Source organism: Rhizobium herbae, from assembly GCF_019511375.1.
In the GTDB taxonomy this organism is placed as follows: Bacteria; Pseudomonadota; Alphaproteobacteria; order Rhizobiales; family Rhizobiaceae; genus Pararhizobium; species Pararhizobium herbae_A.
Genome location: NZ_JAEUAO010000003.1, coordinates 525998 through 549711, shown reverse-complemented (window position 1 = coordinate 549711; position 23714 = coordinate 525998). Strand labels below are relative to the sequence as shown.

At 61.7% G+C, this 23714-nt stretch carries 18 protein-coding genes; 15 read left to right on the top strand and 3 right to left on the bottom strand.

Annotated elements, in window-relative coordinates; translation table 11 throughout:
• Positions 1-16 precede the first annotated feature (16 nt).
• From JNB71_RS15665 to JNB71_RS15650, 4 genes are read left to right on the top strand one after another with little or no spacing between them, the layout of a single operon-like run.
• Positions 17-1465, top strand: a complete 1449-nt coding sequence (locus JNB71_RS15665; RefSeq protein ID WP_220372716.1) for a sugar ABC transporter ATP-binding protein — start codon at positions 17-19, stop codon at positions 1463-1465.
• The gene (locus tag JNB71_RS15660) at positions 1462-2409 is read left to right on the top strand and encodes an ABC transporter permease (protein ID WP_220372948.1); all 948 of its coding nucleotides are present in this window, start codon (positions 1462-1464) and stop codon (positions 2407-2409) included. The genes JNB71_RS15665 and JNB71_RS15660 overlap by 4 nt, the downstream gene beginning before the upstream one ends.
• On the top strand, positions 2406-3353 hold the full coding sequence (locus tag JNB71_RS15655) for an ABC transporter permease (protein ID WP_220372715.1): 948 nt from the start codon (positions 2406-2408) through the stop codon (positions 3351-3353). The genes JNB71_RS15660 and JNB71_RS15655 overlap by 4 nt, the downstream gene beginning before the upstream one ends.
• Positions 3354-3367: 14 nt before the next feature.
• Positions 3368-4282: an SMP-30/gluconolactonase/LRE family protein gene (locus JNB71_RS15650; protein WP_220372714.1), complete on the top strand. Its 915-nt coding sequence runs from the start codon at positions 3368-3370 to the stop codon at positions 4280-4282.
• Positions 4283-4848: 566 nt separating this feature from the next.
• Here the strand turns inward: JNB71_RS15650 and JNB71_RS15645 are convergent.
• Positions 4849-5934: a LacI family DNA-binding transcriptional regulator gene (locus tag JNB71_RS15645; protein WP_220372713.1), complete on the bottom strand. Its 1086-nt coding sequence runs from the start codon at positions 5932-5934 to the stop codon at positions 4849-4851.
• A gap of 210 nt (positions 5935-6144) precedes the next feature.
• Here JNB71_RS15645 and JNB71_RS15640 point away from each other — a divergent pair, with 210 nt between their 5' ends.
• The 6 genes from JNB71_RS15640 to JNB71_RS15615 all read left to right on the top strand — a co-directional run bounded on the left by JNB71_RS15640 (position 6145) and on the right by JNB71_RS15615 (position 13011).
• Positions 6145-7098, top strand: a complete 954-nt coding sequence (locus tag JNB71_RS15640) for a sugar phosphate isomerase/epimerase family protein (RefSeq protein ID WP_220372712.1) — start codon at positions 6145-6147, stop codon at positions 7096-7098.
• Between the two features lie 61 nt (positions 7099-7159).
• The gene (locus JNB71_RS15635) at positions 7160-8392 is read left to right on the top strand and encodes an ABC transporter substrate-binding protein (protein WP_220372711.1); all 1233 of its coding nucleotides are present in this window, start codon (positions 7160-7162) and stop codon (positions 8390-8392) included.
• 73 nt (positions 8393-8465) lie between these two features.
• On the top strand, positions 8466-9353 hold the full coding sequence (locus tag JNB71_RS15630; protein WP_220372710.1) for a carbohydrate ABC transporter permease: 888 nt from the start codon (positions 8466-8468) through the stop codon (positions 9351-9353).
• The gene (locus JNB71_RS15625; RefSeq protein WP_220372709.1) at positions 9353-10240 is read left to right on the top strand and encodes a carbohydrate ABC transporter permease; all 888 of its coding nucleotides are present in this window, start codon (positions 9353-9355) and stop codon (positions 10238-10240) included. The genes JNB71_RS15630 and JNB71_RS15625 overlap by 1 nt, the downstream gene beginning before the upstream one ends.
• A gap of 5 nt (positions 10241-10245) precedes the next feature.
• Entirely contained in the window at positions 10246-11328 is a 1083-nt protein-coding gene (locus tag JNB71_RS15620) for an ABC transporter ATP-binding protein (RefSeq protein WP_220372708.1), read from the top strand.
• Between the two features lie 30 nt (positions 11329-11358).
• Positions 11359-13011 (top strand): GMC oxidoreductase, encoded by a 1653-nt coding sequence (locus JNB71_RS15615; protein WP_220372707.1) that lies wholly within the window; start codon positions 11359-11361, stop codon positions 13009-13011.
• Between the two features lie 992 nt (positions 13012-14003).
• Here JNB71_RS15615 and JNB71_RS15610 read toward each other — a convergent pair.
• Positions 14004-16097: an ATP-binding protein gene (locus JNB71_RS15610; protein ID WP_220372706.1), complete on the bottom strand. Its 2094-nt coding sequence runs from the start codon at positions 16095-16097 to the stop codon at positions 14004-14006.
• Positions 16094-16852, bottom strand: coding sequence for a response regulator (locus tag JNB71_RS15605; RefSeq protein ID WP_222857299.1), 759 nt, complete (start codon positions 16850-16852; stop codon positions 16094-16096). Before JNB71_RS15605 ends, JNB71_RS15610 begins: the two co-directional genes overlap by 4 nt.
• 198 nt (positions 16853-17050) lie before the next feature.
• On the opposite strand from JNB71_RS15605, the gene JNB71_RS15600 reads away from it, so the two are divergent.
• The 5 genes from JNB71_RS15600 to JNB71_RS15580 all read left to right on the top strand — a co-directional run bounded on the left by JNB71_RS15600 (position 17051) and on the right by JNB71_RS15580 (position 23498).
• Positions 17051-18067, top strand: a complete 1017-nt coding sequence (locus tag JNB71_RS15600; protein ID WP_220372704.1) for an ABC transporter substrate-binding protein — start codon at positions 17051-17053, stop codon at positions 18065-18067.
• Between the two features lie 119 nt (positions 18068-18186).
• The gene (locus JNB71_RS15595) at positions 18187-19215 is read left to right on the top strand and encodes an ABC transporter substrate-binding protein (protein ID WP_220372703.1); all 1029 of its coding nucleotides are present in this window, start codon (positions 18187-18189) and stop codon (positions 19213-19215) included.
• 68 nt (positions 19216-19283) lie between these two features.
• Positions 19284-21506 (top strand): ABC transporter permease, encoded by a 2223-nt coding sequence (locus JNB71_RS15590; RefSeq protein WP_220372702.1) that lies wholly within the window; start codon positions 19284-19286, stop codon positions 21504-21506.
• Positions 21503-22564, top strand: a complete 1062-nt coding sequence (locus tag JNB71_RS15585; protein ID WP_220372701.1) for an ABC transporter ATP-binding protein — start codon at positions 21503-21505, stop codon at positions 22562-22564. The genes JNB71_RS15590 and JNB71_RS15585 overlap by 4 nt, the downstream gene beginning before the upstream one ends.
• 139 nt (positions 22565-22703) lie before the next feature.
• Entirely contained in the window at positions 22704-23498 is a 795-nt protein-coding gene (locus JNB71_RS15580; RefSeq protein WP_222857298.1) for an inositol monophosphatase family protein, read from the top strand.
• The last annotated feature ends 216 nt before the right edge of the window (positions 23499-23714 follow it).

Here is a 23714-nt window from a genome sequence, read left to right as displayed (position 1 = left end):
AGATGTGGCGGGCAGTATGGATGAGGTTTTGAAGGCGGTGTTCGCCGTCGATGGCGCCAAGGTGAACTTTGGCGCGGTCAGGGCGCTCGACGGCGTCACACTCCGCGTCATGCCGGGCGAATGCGTCGGCCTCGTCGGCCACAACGGCGCCGGCAAATCCACGATTGTCAGCGTCATCAACGGCGGCCTCACGCCGCATGAAGGAAGCGTGGCGAGCGACGGCGAGAGACTGGAGCGTTATGGCATCAACGCGGCGCGCGCCCGCGGCGTGCGTTGCGTCTTTCAGGAACTTTCGCTCTGCCCCAACCTCTCGATCGTCGAGAACACCCGCATCATGCACCGCGATCTCGGTGGCTTCGGCTGGCGCAAGCGCGCCGCAAAAATCATCGAGAAAAGCCTTGATACGGTCTTTTCCGGCCACGGGATCGACAGCGGCCGGGCTGTCGGCGATCTTTCGATCGCCGAACGGCAGATGGTCGAGATCGCCATGGCCTTTTCCGATGCCGGCATCGCGCCGCGGCTGGTGATCCTCGACGAACCCACGTCGTCGCTCGACGCAAGCCTCGCTCGCCAGATGCTCGATCACGTCCGCCGCTTCACCGCCACCGGCGGCTCCGTCATCTTCATTTCGCATATCCTGCACGAAATCCTCGAAACCTCCGACCGCATCGTCGTCATGAAGGACGGCCGCGTCGTCGCCGAGCGCCCGGCGCAGGGTTTCGATCATCATGGTCTCGTGGAAGCCATGGGCACCGTCGCTAGGGGAGAGGGCGGGCAGCGCTCGCGCGAACAATCTACCGCGCCGCTCATACTGTCGCATCAGGCGAAAGGCCTTCCCTTCGCGGCGCGCGAGGGCGAGATCGTCGGACTGGCGGGGCTGGCCGGCCACGGGCAGACCGAACTGCTGCTCGCGCTGCATGCCGCCCACTCCGGCAACTGGCTGCCTGAACGCGATCCGCTCGTTACCTTCGTCGCCGGCGACCGCCGCCTCAATGGCGTCTTCGAGCTATGGAGCATCCTGCGCAACTTCTCCATCGCCTCACTTGGTGACCTGTCGCGGCGCGGCCTCGTCCTCGCTAACGAGGAAGAGACAAAAGGCGCCGACTGGAAGCGGCGGATCGAGATCCGCACGCCCGATATGGACAACCGCATCCTGTCGCTTTCCGGCGGCAACCAGCAGAAGGTGCTTTTTGCGCGCGCACTTGCGACGCGCGCACGTGTTGTCCTGATGGACGATCCGATGCGCGGCGTCGACGTCGGGACAAAGCAGGAAGTCTACGCCATCATCCGCGAGGAGGCAGCGCGCGGCCGCACCTTTATCTGGTATTCGACTGAAACGGACGAGGTCCGCCTCTGCGACCGCGTCTACGTCTTCCGCGAAGGCCGTATCAAGGCCGAGCTCGCCGGCGACGAAGTCAACGAGACGAATATCATCGCCACCTCCTTCGAAGGGGTCGCCGTATAATGTTCCGGCTCTCGTCCGATGCCATGCGCCTCGCCATCCCCGCCCTGTCGCTGACGCTGCTGCTTGCCGCCGTCTTCTGGATGCAGCCGCGCGCTGTGGGCTATGTCGGGCTCAACCTGCTGTTCAACCTGGCTGTGCCCATCGCGCTTGCGACCATCGCCCAGATGCTGATCATGGCAGTGAACGATCTCGATCTTTCGATGGGCACGTTCGTCAGCTTCGTCGCCTGCGTAACCGCGACTTTTCTGCGTGATGCCCCCGCGACCGGCGTCCTGATCCTTGCCGGCGCGATCGGGACCTATGCGGCGCTCGGCGTTATAATTCATCTGCGCAATCTGCCGTCCATCGTCGCCACCCTCGGCATGAGTTTCGTCTGGGGCGGCCTCGCCGTGCTGCTGCTGCCGGCACCTGGCGGCCAAGCGCCGGATTGGGTGCGCTGGCTGATGACCGTGAAGCCGCCGTTGGCGCCGATGGCGATCGTCGCCAGCATCGCCATTGCCTCTGTCGCCCATCTTCTCGTCATGCGGTCCTCGCTCGGCGTGCTGATCCGTGGCATCGGCGGCAACCAGCGCTCGGTCGAGCGCGCCGGCTGGTCGATCGTCGCGGCGCGCGCCAGCGCCTATGGTCTTGCCGGCCTCTTCGCCGTGCTCGCCGGCATCTCCCTCGTCGGCCTGACTACCTCGGCCGATGCCAATATCGCGCTACGCTATACGCTTTTGTCGATCGCCGGCGTGATCCTCGGCGGCGGCGAGTTCATCGGCGGCCGCGTCTCCCCGATCGGCGCCGTCATCGGCGCGCTGACGCTGACGCTTGCCGGCTCGTTCCTGTCCTTCCTGCGCATCTCGCCCGACTGGCAGATCGGGGCTCAGGGCGCGATCCTGATCATCGTGCTGGCGCTCCGCCTGATGCTGAACCGCTTGGAGAAGCAGGAGAAACGCCGATGACCCCATTGTTCCGACTGGTCAGCAAGCCCTGGATCTGGTCGTGGCTCGCCGCTTTCGTCGTCTGGTTCCTGACGATCATGGTGACGCTCGGGGCGAGCACGCTGGGCTTGTCGCAGGCTGCGCTAACCTTCGCCGCCTTCTCGGTCATCGTCGGCATCGGCCAGATGTTCGTCATCACGCTCGGTCCCGGCAATATCGATCTGTCGGTTCCCGCGACCATGACACTTGCCGGCACGGTGGCGCTGAAGCTGATGAATGTCGAAAACGGCTTGATTCTGTCCGGCCTTCTCATCGCCCTCGTCATCGGTCTCGTCGTCGGCCTCTGCAACTACGCGCTCATCAAGGCGCTGCGCATTCCGCCGATCATCGCGACACTGTCGACGAGTTTCATCGTGCAGTCCGCCGCGATCTGGACGAACCGAGGATTGCGCATCAAGCCTCCGAGCGTGCTGGCGGAATTCACCACGTCGAACACGCTTGGCGTACCGAACGTGGCAATCGTCGCACTCCTCATCTCACTCCTCGCCTGGTTCCTGCTGGAAAAGACGATCTACGGGCGCTGGATCTCGGCGATCGGCCAGAGCATGCCAGCCGCGCGCATGGCAGGCATTCCGGTCGACGGCACGCGCTTCGTCACCTATCTCTTCTGCGCCGTGCTCGCATCGGTCGCGGGTTATCTGCTCGCCTGCTTCTCGGGCGGGGCGGCGCTCAATATGGGCTCGGAATATCTCCTGATGTCGATCGCCGTCGTGGTGATCGGCGGCACGGCAGTCGCCGGCGGCGATTCCAACGTGCCGGGCATTTGGGGCGCATCGCTCTTCATGTTCCTGGTCGTTTCCATGCTCAACACCTACGGGGTCGGCGCGGGCATCCGCCTGATCATGACAGGCCTCATCATCATCAGCGTCATCATGCTCGCCGGCCGCCGGGCCGGCATGCGATAATTGGGAAGATCGCCATGGCCGAGGCCAGCATTTACGAAATCCACGACCCGAGCTTCCGGCAGTTGATCGTGACGAGCGCCGGCCTCGACGAACTCTATTCCGGCTGTCGCTGGGCGGAGGGTCCCGTCTGGTTCAACGATGCGAACCAACTGCTCTGGAGCGATATTCCCAACCAGCGTATGCTGCGATGGACGCCGGAAACTGCCGTCTCCGTCTATCGGCGACCCTCGAACTTCGCGAACGGCCACACGCGCGACCGGCAGGGACGGCTGATCTCCTGCGAACATGGCGGGCGGCGCGTCACGCGCACCGAGGTCGACGGCTCGATCACTGTGCTCGCTGACCGCTTCGAAGGCGCCAGGCTCAATTCGCCGAACGACGTGGTGGTGAAATCGGACGGCACGATTTGGTTCACCGATCCGACCTACGGTATCATGTCGGACTACGAAGGCTATCGCGCCGTGCCGGAGCAGCCGGCCCGTAACGTCTACCGGCTCGACCCAACGACCGGCGCGCTCGCGGCTGTCGTCAAGGATTTCATCCAGCCGAACGGCCTTGCTTTCTCGCCCGACGAAACGATCCTTTACGTGGCGGATTCGGCGGCAAGCCACGACGCAAGCCTGCCACGCCACATCCGCGCGTTCGACGTGGTCGACGGCAGCAGGCTCGCCAACGGCCGCGTCTTCTGCCTGATCGACAACGGCATTCCCGACGGCATCCGCACCGACGTGAATGGGAACCTCTGGTCGAGTGCGGCGGATGGTGTGCACTGCTTCGACCCGACCGGCAAACTGATCGGCAAGATCCGTGTACCGCAGACCGTTGCCAACCTCACCTTCGGCGGGCCTAAACGCAACCGGTTGTTTATTGCGGCGACGCGGTCGGTTTATTCGGTCTATGTCGCGGTGAGCGGCGCTCAGGTGCCATGAGGCCATGTCGCCGTTGGCGTGATCGAGCGATCGGCTCTGCAGTCCGTATCACGTGGCATTGGAGATGCCGCCAGCGACATCCCATGCATGATTGGTGATCCGCTACGACATGGAGAAGTACGGATGCGGTCGCGAGGAAGCCATGCGCCGGGCAGTCGAGGAGCGCCACCGAGACGCCAACAGGTGGTAGACACAGCGCGCCGTCCTGTCCGGTATTCGACAACCTCTCTTGACACCGCCTGTCCTGGCTGGAATGGCATAACCCCGCGTCGCGTCATAAATGCCGAAGTTGCGGAGACGGTTTTCCAGAAACGTTCCCGATCTGTGCTCGCAGGATCGCATAACATCTCCTGTGGAACCTGCGAAAATGACTCGGGACGAGCTGCTGATCGCAGGTTCGGTTCCTTTCAAGACCGCCGTCTGCGGAATTGCTGGTCGTTGGTTCTGATCCCGTCAACTTGGCAGACGTCAAACGACAAGATCTCAGGTTCTGCTCCCTTTCAATTCAATCACATAGCGACTTCTCGGCCGACCCACGCTCTTATCGAGCGCGATAACAAAACCGCTCAACATGAATTATTCGCCTTGGCGGCTGGTCCAACACTTTTCCTCATGATGAGCCGACTCGGAATGATCATCCTTGTCGGCACTTCGTCAGCGCCTTCGCTCATGCGCTGCATAAGTATTTCCACCGCGGTCTTTCCCATCACTTCGACAGGTTGTTCGATTGTCGAGAGGGGCGGATGGCAGTATTCGCAAACGGGTGAGCCGTCGAAGGAGATAACGGAAAGATCTTCGGGAATGCGCCAGCCTCTAGCCTGCACACCACTGATGAACGAGATCGCCATATCGTCGCTCTCTGCGATGACCGCCGTCGGTTTGACGGCGAGCTGGGTAAAATCCTCCACCGCGTGCTTTCCGGCCTCGAAGCCGTGCTGATAGGATAGGACCCCGCCCGATCGTGTGATCGAGGCCGGATCGAGACCCGTCTCGTGAAAGGCATCAACCAGCCCGCTGAAGCGCTCGATGTCATGATAGTTGTCGGACGGCCCGGCGATATAGAAGAATCTCTCATGACCGCGCGCGATCAGCATCCGCGCGGCTTCCGCCACCGCGCCGCGATCATTGGTGACGACGGAAGGAACGGACGCATCGCTCATATCGAGCAATAGTGACACGATCGGCAGCCCCGCCTCTGCGAGCGAGCGGCCAGCGACTTCGGGGAGTTTGGAGGACAGGATGATCGCCCCGCGCACCGTGCCGCCGAAGGCCAGGTTGAGAATGTGTCGTTCGGATGTTTCGTCGCGGTCCAGGTTGGCGATCATGAGATTGTAGCCGTTCTGGATCAGCGCCTGGTTGATGCTCTGAAGGACCTGTGGAATGATCTGGGACGCGCCGTGATGCAGCGATCCCGGCAGCACGATCATGATGATGTTGGACTTTCCGATGCGGAGATTGCGCGCCATCGCGTTTGGCGTATAGCCGAGCTTTTCCGCGGCGGCCGCGATCTTGGCGCGTGTCTTCGCATTGACACGTCCGGGATTGGCGAGTGCGCGACTGACTGTGGAGATTGCCACCCCGGCAAGGTCCGCCACATCAGCCATCAGTGGGCCGGAATTTTCCTCCGCGGGCAAGATTTTGTTTTTTTTCACCTATTCATCTTTCGCATGAATGCCTGCGTCGCCGATGCTACGGCAAGCGGAAAGTTTTGGCAAACGATTGCCAATAAGTACTTGCACAAAAGAACGGCTTGGCTATTATTCGTGCATGGCAAACGATTGCCATTTTTAATGCGCTGTATTTACTTGGATTTTCTGATGCGGATCGCGGCTCCGCAACCTGTGTCCTGAGGACGGAAAAGCATGGCAGTCGGTAGCAAGCTCCGGTTCGGAGTGGATCTGGTAACCTTCTTTCATCCCAGTTTTTGGGGCGTGGAATCGTTTGCCGAGATCATCGAACATGCCCGCAGCCAGCCGCGCGCCTTCTGGGACAGGATTCTCGACAGTGTCCAGGCCTCGGGCGTCACCGGCGTCGAGCTCACCTTTTCGCCGTTCAACTGGCAGGATGCGATCAAGACCTATGGCTCGATCGAGGCTTTCGCCGCCGAGCTTTCGCGTCGCGGTCTCGAACTCGCCAGCGGCTTCTTCGCCGAGCTCGAGGCGGCGGGCGATTTCACGGAGCCTGGGGCGCAGGCCGCACTGATCGAAAAAGCCGAGAAATATGCCGACTTCATCAAGGCTTGCGGCAGCGACATAATGGTCATTGGTGCGCCATTGCGTCAGACGCCCGGTGCTCAGCCGGTTCGGTTTCACGACTTCGACAGTGCCCGCAAAATTGCGGATTTCCTCAACCGGCTCGGCGCGGTTCTTCATGCCAACGGGGTGAGGCTCGCCCTCCACACGGAGGCGCATTCGATCTTTGCCTCGGCCCGCGACGTCGATCTGATGATGCTGCTCACCGATCCGGCCTATGTGCATATGTGCCCGGATACGGCTCATATCGTCGTCGCCGGCTCCGATCCGATCCAGGTGGTCGACCGTCATCACGAGCGCATGATCATTGCTCACTGGAAGGATGCGCTCGGGCCGATGCCGGCCGACACGCCGATCGACGAGCATATCCACGAGCGTCATCAGCCCTATTTCTGCGGCTTCGGTCTCGGACGTGTCGACTGGCCCGCCTGGGCACGGCTGCTGCGCGACCGCGGCTACGAGGGCTGGGCCATTCTCGAGCTCGATGCCGCCCCCGATCCGGTCCAGGACATTGCCGATGGGCTGAGGCTGGTCCGGCAGGCGCTGCTGCCGATCTATCGTTGACGCTTCTAGACTGAACGACCAACGGTCCCACCAAAGAGGGCCATTTTGACGAGGTGGAACAATGAAGAATGCCATGAAACTGTTGCTTGCCGGGGCTGCTCTGGCGGCGCTGCTTGCTCCGGCGAATGCCGACGACAAGCCGAAGGCCGAGGTCATGACCTCCTGGACATCGGGCGGTGAGGCCGCGGCGCTCAATATAATCCGGTCGGAATTCGAAAAGCGGGGCGGAGAGTGGGAGGATTCGTCCATTGCAGGCTTCGGCGCGGCCGACGCTGCCTTCCAGAACCGCATCGTGGCGGGCGATCCGCCTACCGCCAAGCAGGTGGTCATCGGCCTCGATCCGGCCGAGTTCATCAAGCAGGGCCTGATGAATCCTATCGATGATGTCGCCGCGGCCGGCAAATGGGCCGACGTCCTGCCCAAGACGATCTACGACTTCATCTCCCATGACGGAAAGGTCTTTCTTTCGCCGACCGGCGCCCATGGCGAGAGCTGGATGTTCTATTCCAAGGAAGCCTTCGAGAAGGCGGGCATCGCGTCGGAGCCGAAAAGCTGGGACGAGTTCTTCGCGGCCATGGACAAGCTCAAGGCAGCCGGGATCCTGCCGATCGCCTGGGGCGGCCAGGCATGGCAGGAGACCAAGGTATTCAACATGATCCTGCTGTCACAGGCAGGCATCGACGGCTTCCTGAAGATCTATGTCGATAAGGATACGAGCCCCGCTTCGATGGAGGCCATCAAGAAGACGCTGACCATCCTGGGCAGGATGCGGGCCTATGTCGACGAGGGTGCGCCGGGCCGCAACTGGAACGATGCGACGGCCATGGTCATCACCGCAAAGGCCGGGGTGCAGTTCATGGGCGACTGGGCAAAGGGCGAATTCACCGTTGCCGGCAAGGTGCCGGGCAAGGACTATGGCTGCATGATCTTGCCGGAATCTGAGGGAATGGTCTTTATCGCCGACTCCTTCGACTATCCGAAGACGGGGGATGCCAGCCAGGACAAGGCACAGAAGCTCTTGGCTGAAGTCGTGATGGACCCCGAGGTGCAGGTCGCGTTTAGTATCAAGAAGGGTTCGATCCCGATGCGCACCGATGTCGACAAGTCCCAACTGGACGCCTGCTCCCAGAAGGGCCTCGAGCTGATGAGTGCCGGCAAGATCGTCCCCGATCAGGCGATCATTCTCACGCCTCAGCAGGCCGGTGCGCTCGCGGATTATGTCGATGCCTTCTGGAGCAATCCGTCGGCCAATGTCGACGAGGAAGTGGCTAAGTTCCCGAGCATATTCCAGTAGTATGGCCCTCTACCGGCCATCCGCATTCGTCATAATGCGATGCGGATGACCGGCGCGGGACTGGTGAGCGCCGATGTCACGAAGCTACAAGCGATCATTTGCCGTCACCACGGCTCTGTTACCAACATGGATCGCGGTCATCGTGATCTATGTCGGCACGATGCTGTGGTCGATCCGTCTGTCCTTTACCGATTCCACGCTGTTTCCCTCCTCCAACTATGTGGGTCTTTCGCAATATGCGAAGCTGTTTGCGACGCCGAAATGGTGGGCGGCACTGCAGAATGTTGCCATCTTCGGCGTTCTCTACGTGCTGGGCTGCCTGGTCGTCGGCTTCCTGCTCGCGGCAGCCCTCGATCGTAAGATCCGCTTCGAAAGTGTGTTCAGGACGATCTTCCTCTATCCCTATGCCATGTCCTTCGTTGTGACGGGCCTGATCTGGCAGTGGATGATGAACCCTACCTTCGGCATACAGGCCAGTGTTCGCGCCTTCGGCTGGCAAGACTTCTCGTTCGATTGGGTCGTCAACCCCAACCTGGCCATCTATGCGGTCGTTATCGCCGGGATCTGGCAAGGCGCCGGGCTCGTCATGGTCATTGCGCTCGCCGGCATGCGGGGGATCGAGACCGAACAATGGCGGGCGGCCCAGATCGACGGCGTTCCCGCCTGCCGCATCTATCTCTCCATCATCCTGCCGCAGCTCGGACCTGCTCTCGCCGCTGCTGGCATGTTGCTCGCCCTGGGCGTCATCAAGACCTATGACCTGATCGTAGCCATGACCAATGGCGGCCCGGGATATGCGACCGAAGTTCCTGCCAAGTTTATCATGGACAGCCTGTTTCAGCGGCAGAATCTGGGGCTGGCGACGGCCGGCGCGACGGTCCTGGTGTTGACCGTCATCGCGGTGGTCGCGCCTTTCCGCTACGCCGTTCACATGCGGGCGAGACGCCGGGAGGGCGCCTGATGAGCAATCACATTCGTCCGAACGGACCGAAACCCTCGCGGCTGACGCCCGAGCGCATCGGGATATATGTCTTTCTCATTGCCGCGGCCCTGTTCTTCCTGCTTCCGCTCTTCGTGATGCTCGCCACGTCGCTGAAGACGATGGATGAAGTCCGGCTCGGCCAGATCTTCGAACTGCCACGGCAATTCGACATCGGCGCCTGGAGCACGGCCTGGTCCGGCGCCTGCCAGGGGATAGAATGCGTCGGCGTGCGCAGCGGGTTCTGGAACTCGGTCAAGATCACGGTTCCCGCCGTCACCCTCTCGGTCTTCCTCGGCGCGCTGAACGGCTACGCCCTGTCCTTCTGGCGCTCGTCAAGCTCGCGAATTCTGTTCGCGCTGCTGATGGCCGGCGGCCTGATCCCCTACCAGATCTTCCTCTACCCGCTGGTCCGTATCATGGCCAATCTCGAGCTTTACAATTCGCTCGCGGGCATCGTCCTGGTCCATGTCATTTTCGGCCTGCCGCTCGTGACTCTTCTGTTCCGAAATTACTTCGTGAATATTCCCGAAGAGCTCTGCCGGGCGGCGCGTGTCGATGGGGCCGGGTTCTGGCGCATCTTCTTCGAGATCATGCTGCCCCTGTCGACGCCGATGATTGTCGTCGCCTCGCTCTTCCAGTTCACAGGGATCTGGAACGACTTCCTTCTGGGTCTCGTCTTCGCCGGACGCGACAACCTGCCGATGACGGTCCAGCTCAACAATATCGTCAACACCACGATGGGCGAGCGCGCCTACAACGTGAACATGGCCGCGACCATCCTCACGGCGCTGGTGCCGCTCGCCATCTACTTCTTCTCAGGGCGCTGGTTCGTCCGCGGCATCGCTGCCGGCGCAGTGAAAGGTTAGGCTTCATGGAAACATCGATTTCCATTCGCGATCTGAAAATCGGCTATGGCACGCATACCGTCATCGAGCGGCTGTCCCTCGATATCGCTGTTGGCGAGTTCCTGGTGCTGCTCGGGCCGTCGGGCTGCGGAAAGTCGACGCTTCTCAACACGATCGCCGGCTTCAACGAAGCGTCCGAGGGCGAAGTCTGGATCTCGGGCCGCAACGTGACTTGGGAGGAACCCAAGGACCGCGGCATCGGCATGGTGTTCCAGTCCTATGCCCTCTATCCGCACATGACGGTTCGCAAGAATCTCTCTTTCGGGCTGCGCGTCGCCGGCGTGTCCAAGGATGAAATCGCAAGCCGCGTCGAAAAGACAGCGGCCCTTCTTCATCTCGAAAACCTGCTCGAACGGCGTCCGGCGCAACTGTCCGGCGGGCAGCGCCAGCGCGTGGCGATTGGCCGGGCTCTGGTTCGCGAGGTCAGCGTCTTCCTGTTCGACGAGCCGCTCTCCAATCTCGATGCCAAGCTGCGCAATGAACTGCGTGTCGAGATCAAGAAGCTGCACCAGCAGCTCGGCAATACGATGATCTATGTGACCCACGACCAAGTCGAGGCGCTGACGCTCGCCGACCGCATCGCCGTGATGCGCCAGGGCCGGATCATGCAGCTCGGCGCGCCCAAGGAGATCTATTACAGGCCGGCAAATCGCTATGTTGCCGGCTTCATCGGCTCGCCGGCGATGAACTTCATCGATGGCGAGGTCACGGTCGGAAACGGAGCCCCGTTCTTCAGGAGCAAGGACCTGCTCGTCGACCTCTCCGCCTATCAGTTTTCTGCCGAACCGAAGCCTTGCCCGGCCACGCTGGGGTTTCGGCCGGAGCATCTCGTATCCGGCGGCGCGGCGGCGAAGTTGCCCACTATCCCCGGGATCGTCTCGGTCGTAGAGCCGATGGGCACCGACACCGTCGTCTGGTTCGACTGGTCGGGAGAGAACCTCTCCTACAGGGTCATGGACGATGTGGCGCTCAACCCCGGCGATAGCATCAAGCCGGGACTCGCCATCGCCAAGGCCTCTCTCTTCGGCGCCGACGGCGCCCGCCTCTGAAACTGCCTTCAAAGAATAGGGAATTCCCACATGTCTCAGGTCATCTATGACGCGTTGGTGATCGGATCCGGCGCCGCCGGATCCTTTGCGGCCAAGGAACTGACGGCCCACGGGCTTTCGGTGCTTCTTCTCGAAGCCGGGCCCGCGATCGGACATGGGGACTTCGACCCCTCGCGCAAGAAGTTGCCCGCCAGCAGCATCAATATCTGGGAGCGCGCAAGGGCTACTTTGAAGGGGCAACCCATTCAGGCCCGAGCCGCCTTCTTCACCGAGCGCTTCAGCCACTTTTTCGTCAATGACCGCAAGAACCCCTATACGACACCAAAGGATGCGCCCTTTCTCTGGATCCGCGGGCGTCAGAGCGGAGGGCGGCTTCACAGCTTCGGTCGTGTGCTTCTGCGCTGGACAGACGACGATTTCAAGATCAACACACTGACCGGCAAAGGGGTCGATTGGCCGGTCTCCTATGCCGAGCTTGCTTCCTACTATGACGAGGTCGAATCGTATCTAGGGCTTTACGGCAACCGGGATCATGTCCCGACGCTGCCGGATGGCATCTATGCCAGGCCGGCGAAACTGACGCCGGCGGAAGAAATTTTCAAGCGCGAGGTCGAGGGTCGCTGGCGGGATCGGCATGTTGTCTCCTGGCGCTACATCGCGCCGGAAATCGAACGCACACCGCGGCCTCTGCGCGACGCGCTTCAGACTGGAAACCTGACCATTCGGCACGACGCCGTCGTCCGCCGCATCACGACGGACGAGCAGAATGGCCGGGCCACCGGCGCAGAATTCGTCGATCGTGTCACCGGCAAGATGGAAGCGGTCCGGGCGGCGACAGTCGTATTGTCGGCGTCACCGATCGAGAGCGTCAGGCTGCTCCTGAATTCGGCTTCAGCCCGGCATCCGGACGGATTGGGAAACAGCTCTGGCACGCTCGGGCGCTTTTTCATGGACCAGCTTCCCTGCCTCGCCTTCGGCTCCTTTCCGAAAGCCAAAGGCTGGGCGGTCGACGATTCCGCCCCGGCGGACCCTTTCTACAATCCCTCGGGCGGCATATTTGTACCCCGTTTCGACGCAGCTTCGCCCGACCGGGGCGATTTCAACTATCAGGGCAGCGTGGGTCGAGCCCCGGTGGGAGACGATGCACCTGCGCGCCTTGCCTTCTTCGGCTTCGGCCGAATGTTGCCCCATGCGGACAATCGCATCACCCTCGACCTAAAGCGCAAGGATGCATGGAAAATCCCTGTTCCTCATATCCGTTGCACAATGCGTGACGAAGAGCATGCGCTTCTGCGCCGGCAGGAGAAGACGATGGTCGAAATGGTCCACGGCGTCGGCGGCGAGCTTGAGTTCATCGGTTCGCCGCACGGGCTGACGGAAATGGGGCGCGGCGCCTTTCCGGACGCCGACCCGTTCAGCCGTCTCATGTTCCGGAAATGGTTCCGCAAGACCATGTGCATGGGAGCCGCCATCCATGAAACCGGCGGAGCGCGGATGGGCGCGTCCGGCCAGGACTCGGTGCTCAATCCGTTCAATCAGAGCTGGGACGTGCCAAACCTTATTGTGACAGACGCAAGTGCCTTTCCAGGTAGCGGCATTGCAGGTACCACGCTAACCGTCATGGCCCTGACCATCCGTGCTTGCCGCAACTTTGTTCGACAATACAGAGCTGGGGCGATGTAGCTCTCGATTTGCCGCGATTCTGACGTATCTCAGGAGGATTTCTGCTGCGGTCGGCTCCGTGATCTGCGTTCCAAGCTTGCTCTGCTGAAGCAATTCCCAGCATCTCGTTTGGATACCACAATGCGAAACCTAAGCGGAGGCTTGGATGACAACTGTATGGTCTCCGGTTCGTATCTCTTCAACTGCGTGGAGTGCCACGCCTCGCAGCTAATGGTTCAGCGACATGGAGAGTCGGAACTTCAAATCTACTCGAGACGATCTCACTTTCAGAGCTCGTTGCGACCATATCGAATGCCGCGTTGACACATCAATTCTCCGAGGAATCCATTCTAATCAGCAGAATACGCGCCATACCTGACCGAAGCGCGGGTGGATCGCCTGCGAGACCAGTTCGGAATTTCATAACAGGGATTCTCGCTTTAACTTAGCGCGCGCCGGACCGCCTCCATTCGAAAACCCGGATAAACGAGCGCATAGCCAAATCCGGCTAGCGATGCCCCGGCGAAGCCCACGCAGGCTGCCGGCGCGATCCAGACCCGGCCGGTGCCGTGCTCTGAATGATGACGAAGATCGCTGCCGCTGCGTTCGCAAGCGCTCACCGGCCCGCTCCCGCCGGCGCACTCAGCTTGTTGATCTCGACGCTCGGGTAAACTCTCTCTTCCAATAAAAGATCGAACGGCGGCCCTTATCGGCGCATCCGGTTCAATGTCGACCTATGATATCCGTTCTGCAGCAGAAAACCTGAACTGCTGTGCTGACCCACCGTCGAGGATCGCCTTGGTGAGGCAGGCCACCCGGTTCAACTGAGTTTTTCTTCATGTTGAGAAGTTGGGCATAATTCGATTCCTGACAAAGCTGCCCCACAGTTTTGAAGCATTTTAACCTGCTCCGAGAGATCGGAGGAAAGCTGCCATTCGCTCAAGACTTCACCAACCTCCGAGCGCCGCAACCCACACAAGGTTGCAAACTATTCAAGGACCTGGAACGCGATTTCACGCCGGAAACAACAGTTCAACGATTGTTCCCTTTCCCGGCTGCGAGGAAATACGAGCGTCGCCGCCACTTTGGCGGACGAAGCCATAAACCATGGCCAGGCCAAGACCCGCGCCGCCTTCGGCATCGCGGGTGGTAAAGTAGGGCTCGAATGCCTTGTCGATAGCCTCGGGCGTCATGCCAATACCGCTGTCCGTCACACTGACGCTGACGCCGGTCTCGCTGCGCGCGCAACGGATGAGGATCGTTCCGCCCGCTGGCATGGCCGCGGCGGCGTTGAGGCAGAGATTGAGGATCGATTGTTCGAAGAGCGCCGTGTCGATGAGGAAGGCGGGCAGGTCGTCGGCTATCTCGAAGGCAAGCCGGCATTTTTCGCCGATGGCGATTTCCAGCACATCGGCCATGCCGCGCAGCACCGCACCCAACTCCACCGCGTCCGGACGGATCGGCTGCTGGCTGCCGATGGAAAGCATGCTCCCGGCCAGTGACCTTCCGCGATCGGCAGCCTTGCGGATGCGGGCGAGGTGCCGCTTTTGCCGCTCATTGAAGCCAGTTTCGCGCTCCAGCAGGCCGAGGCTGCCTGTGATGATGCCGATCATGTTGCCGACCTCGTGGCTCACCTGGTGGGTCATGCGCATGATGCCATCGAGGCGTTGTATCTTTGCTGCCTCCGCCTCCTGCCGGTCCATGTCGGTGATATCGCGCGCCAGCAGCACGATGCCACCGTCAGGTTGGCGCGACAGTGACACTTCAGTCACCCGCCCGGCGTCAGAGCGGTGGCGCAGCACCGACCGGTCGGAGAGCAGGCCTGCGTCGTTTTCGGTCGGAAGGAGCGCCGGATCGATCTCCGGCAGCGGCGTCACGAAACTGCGGACCGGCAATTTCCTGGCCGAACCAGACCAGCCGACCAGCTCGATGACACGGCGGTTCATAGTGATCGGCCGGCCGCGCGGATCGAACAGCGCGATGCCCTCGTTCATACTGCGGAAGGTGGAGCGGATGGTGCGGGCAGCGGCCTCCGCCGTGCGCCGCAGCCGCGTCACGCGCTCGACGCTCTCGCGGAACGCACGAAAGGCTTCGAGCAGGCGCACCAGCTCGGTTTCCGTGCCGTCATAGCGCGGCGCATCGACATCTTTGCGCCCCTCTGCCAATTCGTTCATGCCGTTCGAAAGGGAGACGATGCCGCGTGAGACGCGCATGACGGAGCGGATGGAAACGACAGCCATAGCCAGCACGAGCAGCGAGGCGACGGCGACGATGACGAGGATGCGGCTCAAGGCGTCGGAGGTCAAAACGAGGTCGTCGCTGAGGCTGCGGGCGACGGCCTCGCTCTGGGTTTCCGTCGCATGCGACAGATCGCGCGAGACCGTATGCAGGCGCGAGACGGCGGCGCGGATGGCAAACATTTCCAGGAGATAGCGTGTCTGTGCCTCGAACACCCGTTCGTAAGGCGCAAGCTCGGCGGCGGCTATCCGGATGTCCGGTGCGGCGGGTTCGAGGCGCGGGGCGGTTTCGGAGACGTAGCGCCGGCGCAATTCGCCGAGCTGGAAGAGGCTGTCCGAATTGGAGGCGGATTGCACGACGGCGTTCAGCCGACCGCGCAAGTCGGCATCAGCAATGCCGCTGCCGGTTGCGATCTCGCCGAGCGCTGCCGCAGCCTCCGCCTTATGCTGCTGGGCGGATTCCGCGTCGCCTGCAAGCGCCGTCGTCTGCGTGCGGATCGTTTCCAGCAGCTCGACGATACGGCTGCTCGCAAAACCCTTCACTGCTGCCCCGTCGTTCTCAGGTTGCATGGCGCGCAGCAACGTATCGACCTGCACGACGACGGAGCGGCTTTCGCTGGAAACCCGGTAGGGCGAGGTCGCATTCATCAGGAAGGGCGCGCTGGAGACGAGATCGGAAACCTGCCGCGACACCAGCGAGGCCTTGGCGAGACTCGAAAACGCCTGCAGGCCATAAGCGGCCATCTCCTGGCGAGCCCGCTGCAGGCCGTAGACAGCGATGGTCGCCAGGCTGAAGACGAGCACGCAGATGAAGGCGATGGCAAAGGGCAGGCGAAAGGCGATGGAGGAGAGGAAGGGACGGCTGATCACGATGCGGTCTCGCCATCGTCGGTGTCGAGAACATAGCCCTTGCCGCGGCGCGTCTTGATATGGCGCGGCAGGTCCGGATTGCGCTCGATCTTGCGACGCAGACGCAGCACGAGCACGTCGACATTGCGGTCGATGTAGCGCTCGCTTTCCGCGCCCAGCCGGTCGAGGATATGCGCGCGGCTGACGGGGGCGTTCGGCGTTTCGGCGAGGATTTCGAGCAGCGCGAATTCGGCGCTCGTGAGCGACTTGGCAGGATCTGCGCGGCAGATGGCGCGGCGGCTCTTGAGATCCACCGACCAGTCGCCGAGCTTCAGGGATGTAGGCTCGTGCTCCCGTTCGCTTTCCCGCTCCGGCTTCAGCGAGGGGATGGTCCGACGCAGCACGGCCTTGATGCGCGCCGTCAATTCGATGGGCTCGAAGGGTTTGACGACATAGTCGTCGGCCGCCGTTTCTAGGCCGAGGACCCGGTCCGCTGCGCTGCCGGCAGCCGTCACCATGACAATGCCGATATTGGTCTGCGCCCGCAGGCGCTGCGCGAAGGTACGGCCGGAGGTGCCGGGCAGGTTATGGTCGACGAGCACGAGATGCACCGTTTCGCGCGAAAGCACGATCGCCGCTTCCTCCGCTGATGGCGCGGTGAGCGGCGTCCAGCCCTCCGCCTCCACAAGGTCGGAGATAAGCTCCGCCATGTCAGGATCGTCCTCGACGATCAGAATGCTGATCCTCTCATTCAACACATGCACGACCTCCCGCATCCATTATAGGCAGGGCCGTCACGATCTTCAAAGCGGGCTCGTGTTATGCGCTTTGTCACATTTGTAACCTTTGTCATTTTTTAAGGGTACGTCGCGGGCAAAGCTGTAAGAACCGTAACCATTCTTCGGTTGCGCAAGGCAGCAGATGTGACATCCTTACTGCGGAGATTGGGACGCAAGATCCAATGGGAGGAAATCGTGAGAGGCATTACCGCTTTCAGCGTGTTAGCGGCTTTGTGGCTGGCGAGCACCGGCATAGCTGCCCCATCGCTGACTGTTGTGTGCGGTGTGGACGAGATGTGGTGCGCCGCGATGAAGACGGCGTATGAGGCAAAGAGCGGGCACGAAATCTCGGTAACCCGCAAGAGCACCGGCGACATCCTCAATCAGATCCGCGCGGAGAAAGCAGCGCCGACAGTCGATGTCTGGTGGGGCGGCACGGGCGACACCCATCTGCAGGCTGGTTCTGAAAATCTTCTCGAACCCTACCAGCCGGCCCATGAGCGCGACATGCTGCCCTGGGCGCAGAATTTCTTCGCCATGTCTGGCGGCCGCTCGGCCGGTATATATGCCGGGGCGCTCGGCTTCGCCTATAATGCCGATCTGCTGCGCGAGCTGAAGCTGCCGGCGCCGACCTGCTGGATGGATCTGACGGATACCGCTTATCGCGGCCGCATCCAGAGCGGCAATCCGAATTCTTCCGGCACCGCCTTCACCACGCTTGCGACGCTGGTCCAGCTCTTCGGCGAGGACGAGGCTTTCCGTTATCTCGCCGCGCTCAACCGCAACATCGAGCGTTACACTCCCTCCGGATCTGCGCCTATAAAGGCGGCAGCGCGCGGAGAAACGCTCATCGGCATTTCATTCATGCATGATGCCGTTACGCAGAAGCAGGCGGGCTTTCCGCTTGTGATCGTCGCACCCTGCGAAGGCACCGGTTACGAGATCGGCGCCGTGAGCATCGTCAAAGGTGCGAAGAACATCGAGGAAGCAAAGCGCTTCGTCGATTTCGCGCTGAGCCCGGAAGGGCAGGGGACAGGAGCGGCGTCCGGCCAGAACCAGGTGCCATCAAACGCGAAATCCAGTCTGCCGCTGGCAGCGCCTGACATTTCGATGATCAAGATGGTGGACTATGACTTCGCCACCTTCGGCTCGCCGGAAGAACGAAGTCGACTGCTCCGCAGGTTCGATGCGGAAATTGCCGCAACGAACTGATCGAGCCCTTTAGACAAACAGCAATCGGAAATCGTGAACGCGCTGCCGCGGGCAGGCCGAAGGCCCCGCTGTGTCTCGTTCACGGGAAAAATCTAACCCAGGCACAGGAGGATGCCCGCATGAAAATCAACACCCTTTCCCTCATGCTCTTCGCCGGCACGGCGCTCGGGGCACTACCGGCGCAGGCCGCTGGCGAACTCAACCTCATCTGCTCGGCCGACGTCGTCATCTGCGAGCAGATGAAGGGCGATTTCGAGAAGGCGCATAGCGACATCACGGTGAACATGGTTCGCCTCTCGTCCGGCGAGACCTATGCCAAGGTTCGCGCCGAGGCTCGCAACCCGAAGACCGACATCTGGTGGGCCGGCACGGGCGACCCGCATCTTCAGGCGGCATCGGAAAATCTGACGCTGGAATACAAGTCGCCGAAGCTCGATGAGCTCAACGATTGGGCAAAGAAGCAGGCCGAAAGCTCCGGTTACAAGACGGTCGGCGTCTATGCCGGCGCGCTCGGCTGGGGCTACAATACGGAAATCTTCAAAACCAAGGGCTATAAGGAGCCGGTCTGCTGGGCCGACCTTCTGGCGCCGGAACTGAAGGGCGAAATTCAGATCGCCAACCCGAATTCCTCCGGCACCGCCTATACGGCGCTTGCCTCTCTCGTGCAGATCATGGGCGAGGACCAGGCGTTCGACTATCTGAAGAAGCTGAACGGTAACGTATCGCAATATACCAAATCCGGTTCTGCACCCGTCAAGGCGGCTGCGCGTGGTGAGACAGCGCTTGGCATCGTTTTCGTGCACGACGCGGTGGCGCAGACGGCGGAAGGCTTCCCGGTCAAGTCGATTACGCCCTGCGAAGGCACCGGCTATGAGATCGGCTCCATGTCGATCATCAAGGGCGCGCGCAACCTCGACAATGCGAAGATCTGGTACGACTGGGCGCTGACGGCAGAGGTCCAGTCTCGCATGAAGGATGCCAAGTCCTTCCAGCTGCCTTCCAACAAAAGCGCGGCAATCCCGAAGGAGGCGCCGCGCTTCGAGGACATCAAGCTGATCGACTACGACTTCAAGACCTATGGTGACCCGGCAAAGCGCAAGGCGCTGCTGGAACGCTGGGATCGCGAAATCGGCGCCGCCGCCAACTGATGTCCTGACGGGCGGCGCCTGCCTCCACAGGCGCCGCCTTCCTACACTCAAAAACAGCGAGGTCGGCCATGAGACATGGCAATCGCAGGCTGGACGTGGTCCTGCTCCTGGGCGTGGTCGCATTGACCCTATTGCCCTGGTATCGGATCGAGAACGGCTTCTTCGGGCTCGGTTGGCTGGCCGGTTTCCCCCTTTCCACGGAGGCCGCCCCCGGTCTCGTACAGATATTCGCGCATGGCCGGCTGTGGCTTGCCGTGGCTCTCGTGCTTCTCCTCCTGGCTGTCGTCGCCCGCGGCATTGCGGACCCGATGCGCCGCGGCGCCCTGCTCGCCTGGTCCGGTGCGATCGGTGTTCTTTTCCTCTCGCTCCAGGGCCTCGCCATCGGCTTTTCAGGCTGGAACTGGACGGTGAGCGAGACACTCTTCGGCCCGCTCTCGAACAGTCAGCCCGCCATGGGCGCCGGTGCGGTGCTCTCTTCCATCACCTTCGTGCTGCTCTTTGCCTTCGGCCTTGCCGAGCGCGGCGTGATGAAGGGCGATGCCTTCGTCGTCAGCGCGATCGCACTGCTGGTCTTCCTCGTCGCGGTCTTCGTCTTCTACCCGATCGGCAGCATGTTCATCGGTGCCGTGCAGGATTTCGACGGCTCGTTCAATGCAGCCAATTTCATCCGCAACATTCAGGATCCGAGCATCTGGAGCCTCAACTGCGTGATCGGTGCTGGCCGCTGCGGCGTCGCCTGGCGCACGCTGTGGCTTGCCATCATGACCGGCCTCGGCTCGACCCTGCTCGGCCTTGCCTTCGCGCTCGTCGCCACCCGCACGCGCTTTCCCTTCAAGAAGGGCCTGCGGCTGCTGACGATCCTGCCGATCATTACGCCGCCCTTCGTCATCGGTCTGGCGCTGACGCTGCTTTTCGGCCGCGCCGGTGTCGTCACGCAGGGGCTGTCGCAACTGTTCGGCCTCGAGCCCGGCCGCTGGCTCTACGGCCTCACCGGCATCTGGATCGCGCAGGTGCTGTCCTTCACGCCGATCTCCTTCCTTGTGCTGATCGGCGTCGTCGAGGGTGTCAGCCCGTCGATGGAGGAGGCGTCCACGACGCTGCGCGCCGGCCGCTGGCGTACCTTCTGGCGGGTGTCGCTGCCGCTGATGAAGCCTGGTCTCGCCAACGCTTTCCTCATCGGCTTCATCGAAAGCATGGCCGATTTCGGCAATCCCCTGGTGCTTGGCGGCAGCCACGGTGTGCTCTCGACGGAAATCTTCTTTGCCGTGGTCGGTTCGCAAAACGACCCATCGCGCGCCGCCGTGCTCGCCATGGTGCTGCTCGCCTTCACGCTCTCCGCCTTCCTGGCCCAACGCGTCTGGCTGTCTGGCAAGAATTTTGCCACCGTCACCGGTAAGGGCGATAGCGGATCGCATATCGCTCTGCCGCGCGGGCTGTCGATCGGGGTTCACGCCGTCGTCATCCCGTGGATCCTCTTCACGCTTGTTATTTACGGAATGATCCTGATCGGCGGCTTCGTGAAGACATGGGGCCTCGATAATTCGCTGACGCTCGACCACTACGCCAAGGCCTTTTCGATCAGCTTCGAAAGCGGGATTGCCTGGACGGGCGTCGCCTGGAACTCGTTCTGGACAACGATGGAGATCGCGCTGATCTCCGCCCCGCTGACCGCGGCTGTCGGCCTGTTGACCGCCTACATCATCGTACGTCAAAAGTTCGCCGGCAAAAATGCCTTCGAATTCGCCCTGATGATGAGCTTTGCCATTCCCGGCACCGTCATCGGCGTCAGCTATATCATGGCCTTCAACTTACCGCCGCTCGAAATGACCGGCTCGGCTCTGATCCTGATCGCCTGCTTCGTCTTCCGCAACATGCCGGTCGGCGTGCGCGGCGGGATTGCCGCGATGAGCCAGCTCGACAAGAGCCTGGACGAGGCCTCGCTGACGCTCCGGGCCAACAGCTTCCGCACGATCCGCAAGGTTATTCTGCCGCTCCTGCGTCCTGCCATCACTGCCGCGCTCGTCTATTCCTTCGTGCGAGCCATCACCTCCATCAGCGCCGTCATTTTCCTCGTCAGCGCCGAATACAACATGGCAACCTCCTACATCGTCGGTCTGGTCGAGAATGGCGAATACGGCGTGGCGATCGCCTATTCCTCCATGCTGATCCTCGTGATGATCACCGTCATCGCCGGCTTCCAGCTCATCGTGGGCGAACGGCGCCTGCGCCGTGAAAACCGCGTCGCCGGCCTCGCCACCTCCGCTTCCTCTCGTCAGGAGAAAATCGCATGATCAACCAGAAAGCCGGTTCCGTCGTCTTCCAGAACGTGCGCAAGACGTTCGGCGCCTTCACCGCCATTGCCGACCTGTCGCTCACCATCGAGCCCGGCACGCTCGTCACCCTGCTTGGCCCTTCCGGCTGCGGCAAGACGACGACGCTGCGCATGCTTGCCGGCCTCGAACATCCTTCGGCCGGAAAAATCCTGATCGGCGGCAAGGACGTCACCATGTTGCCGGCCAACGAGCGCGACGTCTCGATGGTCTTTCAATCCTATGCGCTGTTTCCGCATATGAATGCGCGCGACAATGTCGCCTATGGCCTGGAATCCTCCGGCCTCAGCCGCAAGGAAGCGCGCGAGAAGGCGGAAGAGGGGCTGGCGCTCGTCGGCCTTGCCGGCATGGGCCATCGCCTTCCGGCCGAGCTCTCCGGTGGCCAGCAGCAGCGCGTTGCCGTCGCCCGCGCGCTGGTGCTGGAGCCGCAGGTCCTGCTTCTCGATGAGCCGCTCTCCAACCTCGATGCGCGCCTGCGCCGCAAGGTGCGCACCGATATCCGCCAGCTCCAGCAGCGTCTGGGCTTCACGGCCGTCTATGTCACCCACGATCAGGACGAGGCGCTTGCCGTCTCGGATCGGATCATCGTCATGAAGGATGGCGAAATCGCCCAGTCCGGCGCCCCGCGCGATCTCTATGAAGCGCCCGCTTCAGCCTTCATCGCCGATTTCATGGGGGAGGCGAATGTCATCCCGTGCGAGGTGGTCGGCATCGACGGCGCCGATGCGGAAATCCGTATTGGTGGTTTCAAGCATCGCGTGCCAGCCGGGCGGGCGACGCCGGGTGCGGCAAGCCTTGCCGTCCGGCCCGGTGCCATCGCCGTTTCCGAGGGCCGTGGGCAGGGACTAGCCGGCCGTATCCTGCACTCGGCCTATCTCGGAGATCATGTCGAGTACGAGGTCGAAACCGACGTCGGCACGCTCTTCATCGTGGACCACGCCGTTGACCGCATTTTGCCGGTCGCGTCCGACGCAACACTCGGCTTCCGCAGCCGCGGTATCGCCCTTATCAGCGCGTGAGAGCCTCTCATACATTAGAATTCGATTGCCCGGCCGCTTGGTCGGTGGCGGATCTCACCTGGTGCGCCGGCAGCTATCCGACTGGCCGCCAACCTCTTAAAAAGCTAACGACCAGACCTTTACACGGAGTACCTGCATAATGTCGCAAGAGACGGGACTCGATACACGCTTTGCCTTCGCCAATGTGATTGCACAGGAGGCGGGTGCCATGGCGCTCGATTATTTCAACCGGCGTGAAACGCTTGTGATCGAAACGAAGCGGGATTTGCAGGATGTCGTATCCGTTGCCGACCGCAACGTTGAAACGTTCATTAGACAGCGGGTGGCGGAAACTTTCGGCGCAGACGGATTTCTCGGTGAGGAATACGGATATCAGGAAGGTCAGTCGGGATTTACATGGGTGGTCGATCCGATTGACGGAACAGCGCCCTTCGTCAATGGCATGGCTACATGGTGTGTGTCGATTGCCGTTCTGCACCGCGGAGTGCCGGTGATCGGCATGATCAACGTGCCGTGCGATGATGAGCTCTATGCCGCGGCTGCGGGCATGGGTGCGAGCCTTAACGGCAAGTCACTCAGCCTCGATCAATCACGAACTTTGCAGAATGCGATGACCGGCATCGGCTGCAACACCTATGTCACCCCGCAGCGGGTAGGGGCGATCATTGCTGCCTTGCTCGGCAAGGGAGGGAATTTCATTCGCAATGGCTCCGGTGCCTTGATGCTGGCCTATGTGGCCGCGGGTCGTCTTGTTGGCTACTACGAGCCTCACATGCGTGCCTGGGACTGCATGGCCGGCTACTGCCTCGTCAAAGAAGCCGGTGGAACTCATCTTGCCTTTCCAACTGAGGGTGAAGCCTTGTTACAGGGCCATCCGGTGCTGGCGAGCAATCAGACAGTCTACGCCGATCTGCTGGCAATCCATGCCGATTGAGAGGTCCCTGCCAGCGCGCGGTCGATCCGCTCATGGTGCCACATGAACCTTGCTTTGTCGCCTAGCTGTGAGCTTTCGGCGTTTATCGATCCGGAGCGATCTGGAAGACCGGTTGCCATCCCCAGTTTTCCAGAACGCACCGAACGAACCTTCATAAGAATACTCCACAACGATCTTCGTCGACCGGCTCGATACCATTGCTATGAGTTCCATACA

What these genes read in the sequence shown, in the direction of transcription:
- JNB71_RS15665 (WP_220372716.1), top strand. Translation starts at nt 17, where the DNA reads ATGGATGAGGTTTTGAAGGCGGTGTTCGCCGTCGATGGCGCCAAGGTG.
- JNB71_RS15655 (WP_220372715.1), top strand. Translation starts at nt 2,406, where the DNA reads ATGACCCCATTGTTCCGACTGGTCAGCAAGCCCTGGATCTGGTCGTGG.
- JNB71_RS15650 (WP_220372714.1), top strand. Translation starts at nt 3,368, where the DNA reads ATGGCCGAGGCCAGCATTTACGAAATCCACGACCCGAGCTTCCGGCAG.
- JNB71_RS15640 (WP_220372712.1), top strand. Translation starts at nt 6,145, where the DNA reads ATGGCAGTCGGTAGCAAGCTCCGGTTCGGAGTGGATCTGGTAACCTTC.
- JNB71_RS15635 (WP_220372711.1), top strand. Translation starts at nt 7,160, where the DNA reads ATGAAGAATGCCATGAAACTGTTGCTTGCCGGGGCTGCTCTGGCGGCG.
- JNB71_RS15630 (WP_220372710.1), top strand. Translation starts at nt 8,466, where the DNA reads ATGTCACGAAGCTACAAGCGATCATTTGCCGTCACCACGGCTCTGTTA.
- JNB71_RS15625 (WP_220372709.1), top strand. Translation starts at nt 9,353, where the DNA reads ATGAGCAATCACATTCGTCCGAACGGACCGAAACCCTCGCGGCTGACG.
- JNB71_RS15620 (WP_220372708.1), top strand. Translation starts at nt 10,246, where the DNA reads ATGGAAACATCGATTTCCATTCGCGATCTGAAAATCGGCTATGGCACG.
- JNB71_RS15615 (WP_220372707.1), top strand. Translation starts at nt 11,359, where the DNA reads ATGTCTCAGGTCATCTATGACGCGTTGGTGATCGGATCCGGCGCCGCC.
- JNB71_RS15605 (WP_222857299.1), bottom strand. Translation starts at nt 16,852, where the DNA reads ATGCGGGAGGTCGTGCATGTGTTGAATGAGAGGATCAGCATTCTGATC.
- JNB71_RS15595 (WP_220372703.1), top strand. Translation starts at nt 18,187, where the DNA reads ATGAAAATCAACACCCTTTCCCTCATGCTCTTCGCCGGCACGGCGCTC.
- JNB71_RS15590 (WP_220372702.1), top strand. Translation starts at nt 19,284, where the DNA reads ATGAGACATGGCAATCGCAGGCTGGACGTGGTCCTGCTCCTGGGCGTG.
- JNB71_RS15585 (WP_220372701.1), top strand. Translation starts at nt 21,503, where the DNA reads ATGATCAACCAGAAAGCCGGTTCCGTCGTCTTCCAGAACGTGCGCAAG.
- JNB71_RS15580 (WP_222857298.1), top strand. Translation starts at nt 22,704, where the DNA reads ATGTCGCAAGAGACGGGACTCGATACACGCTTTGCCTTCGCCAATGTG.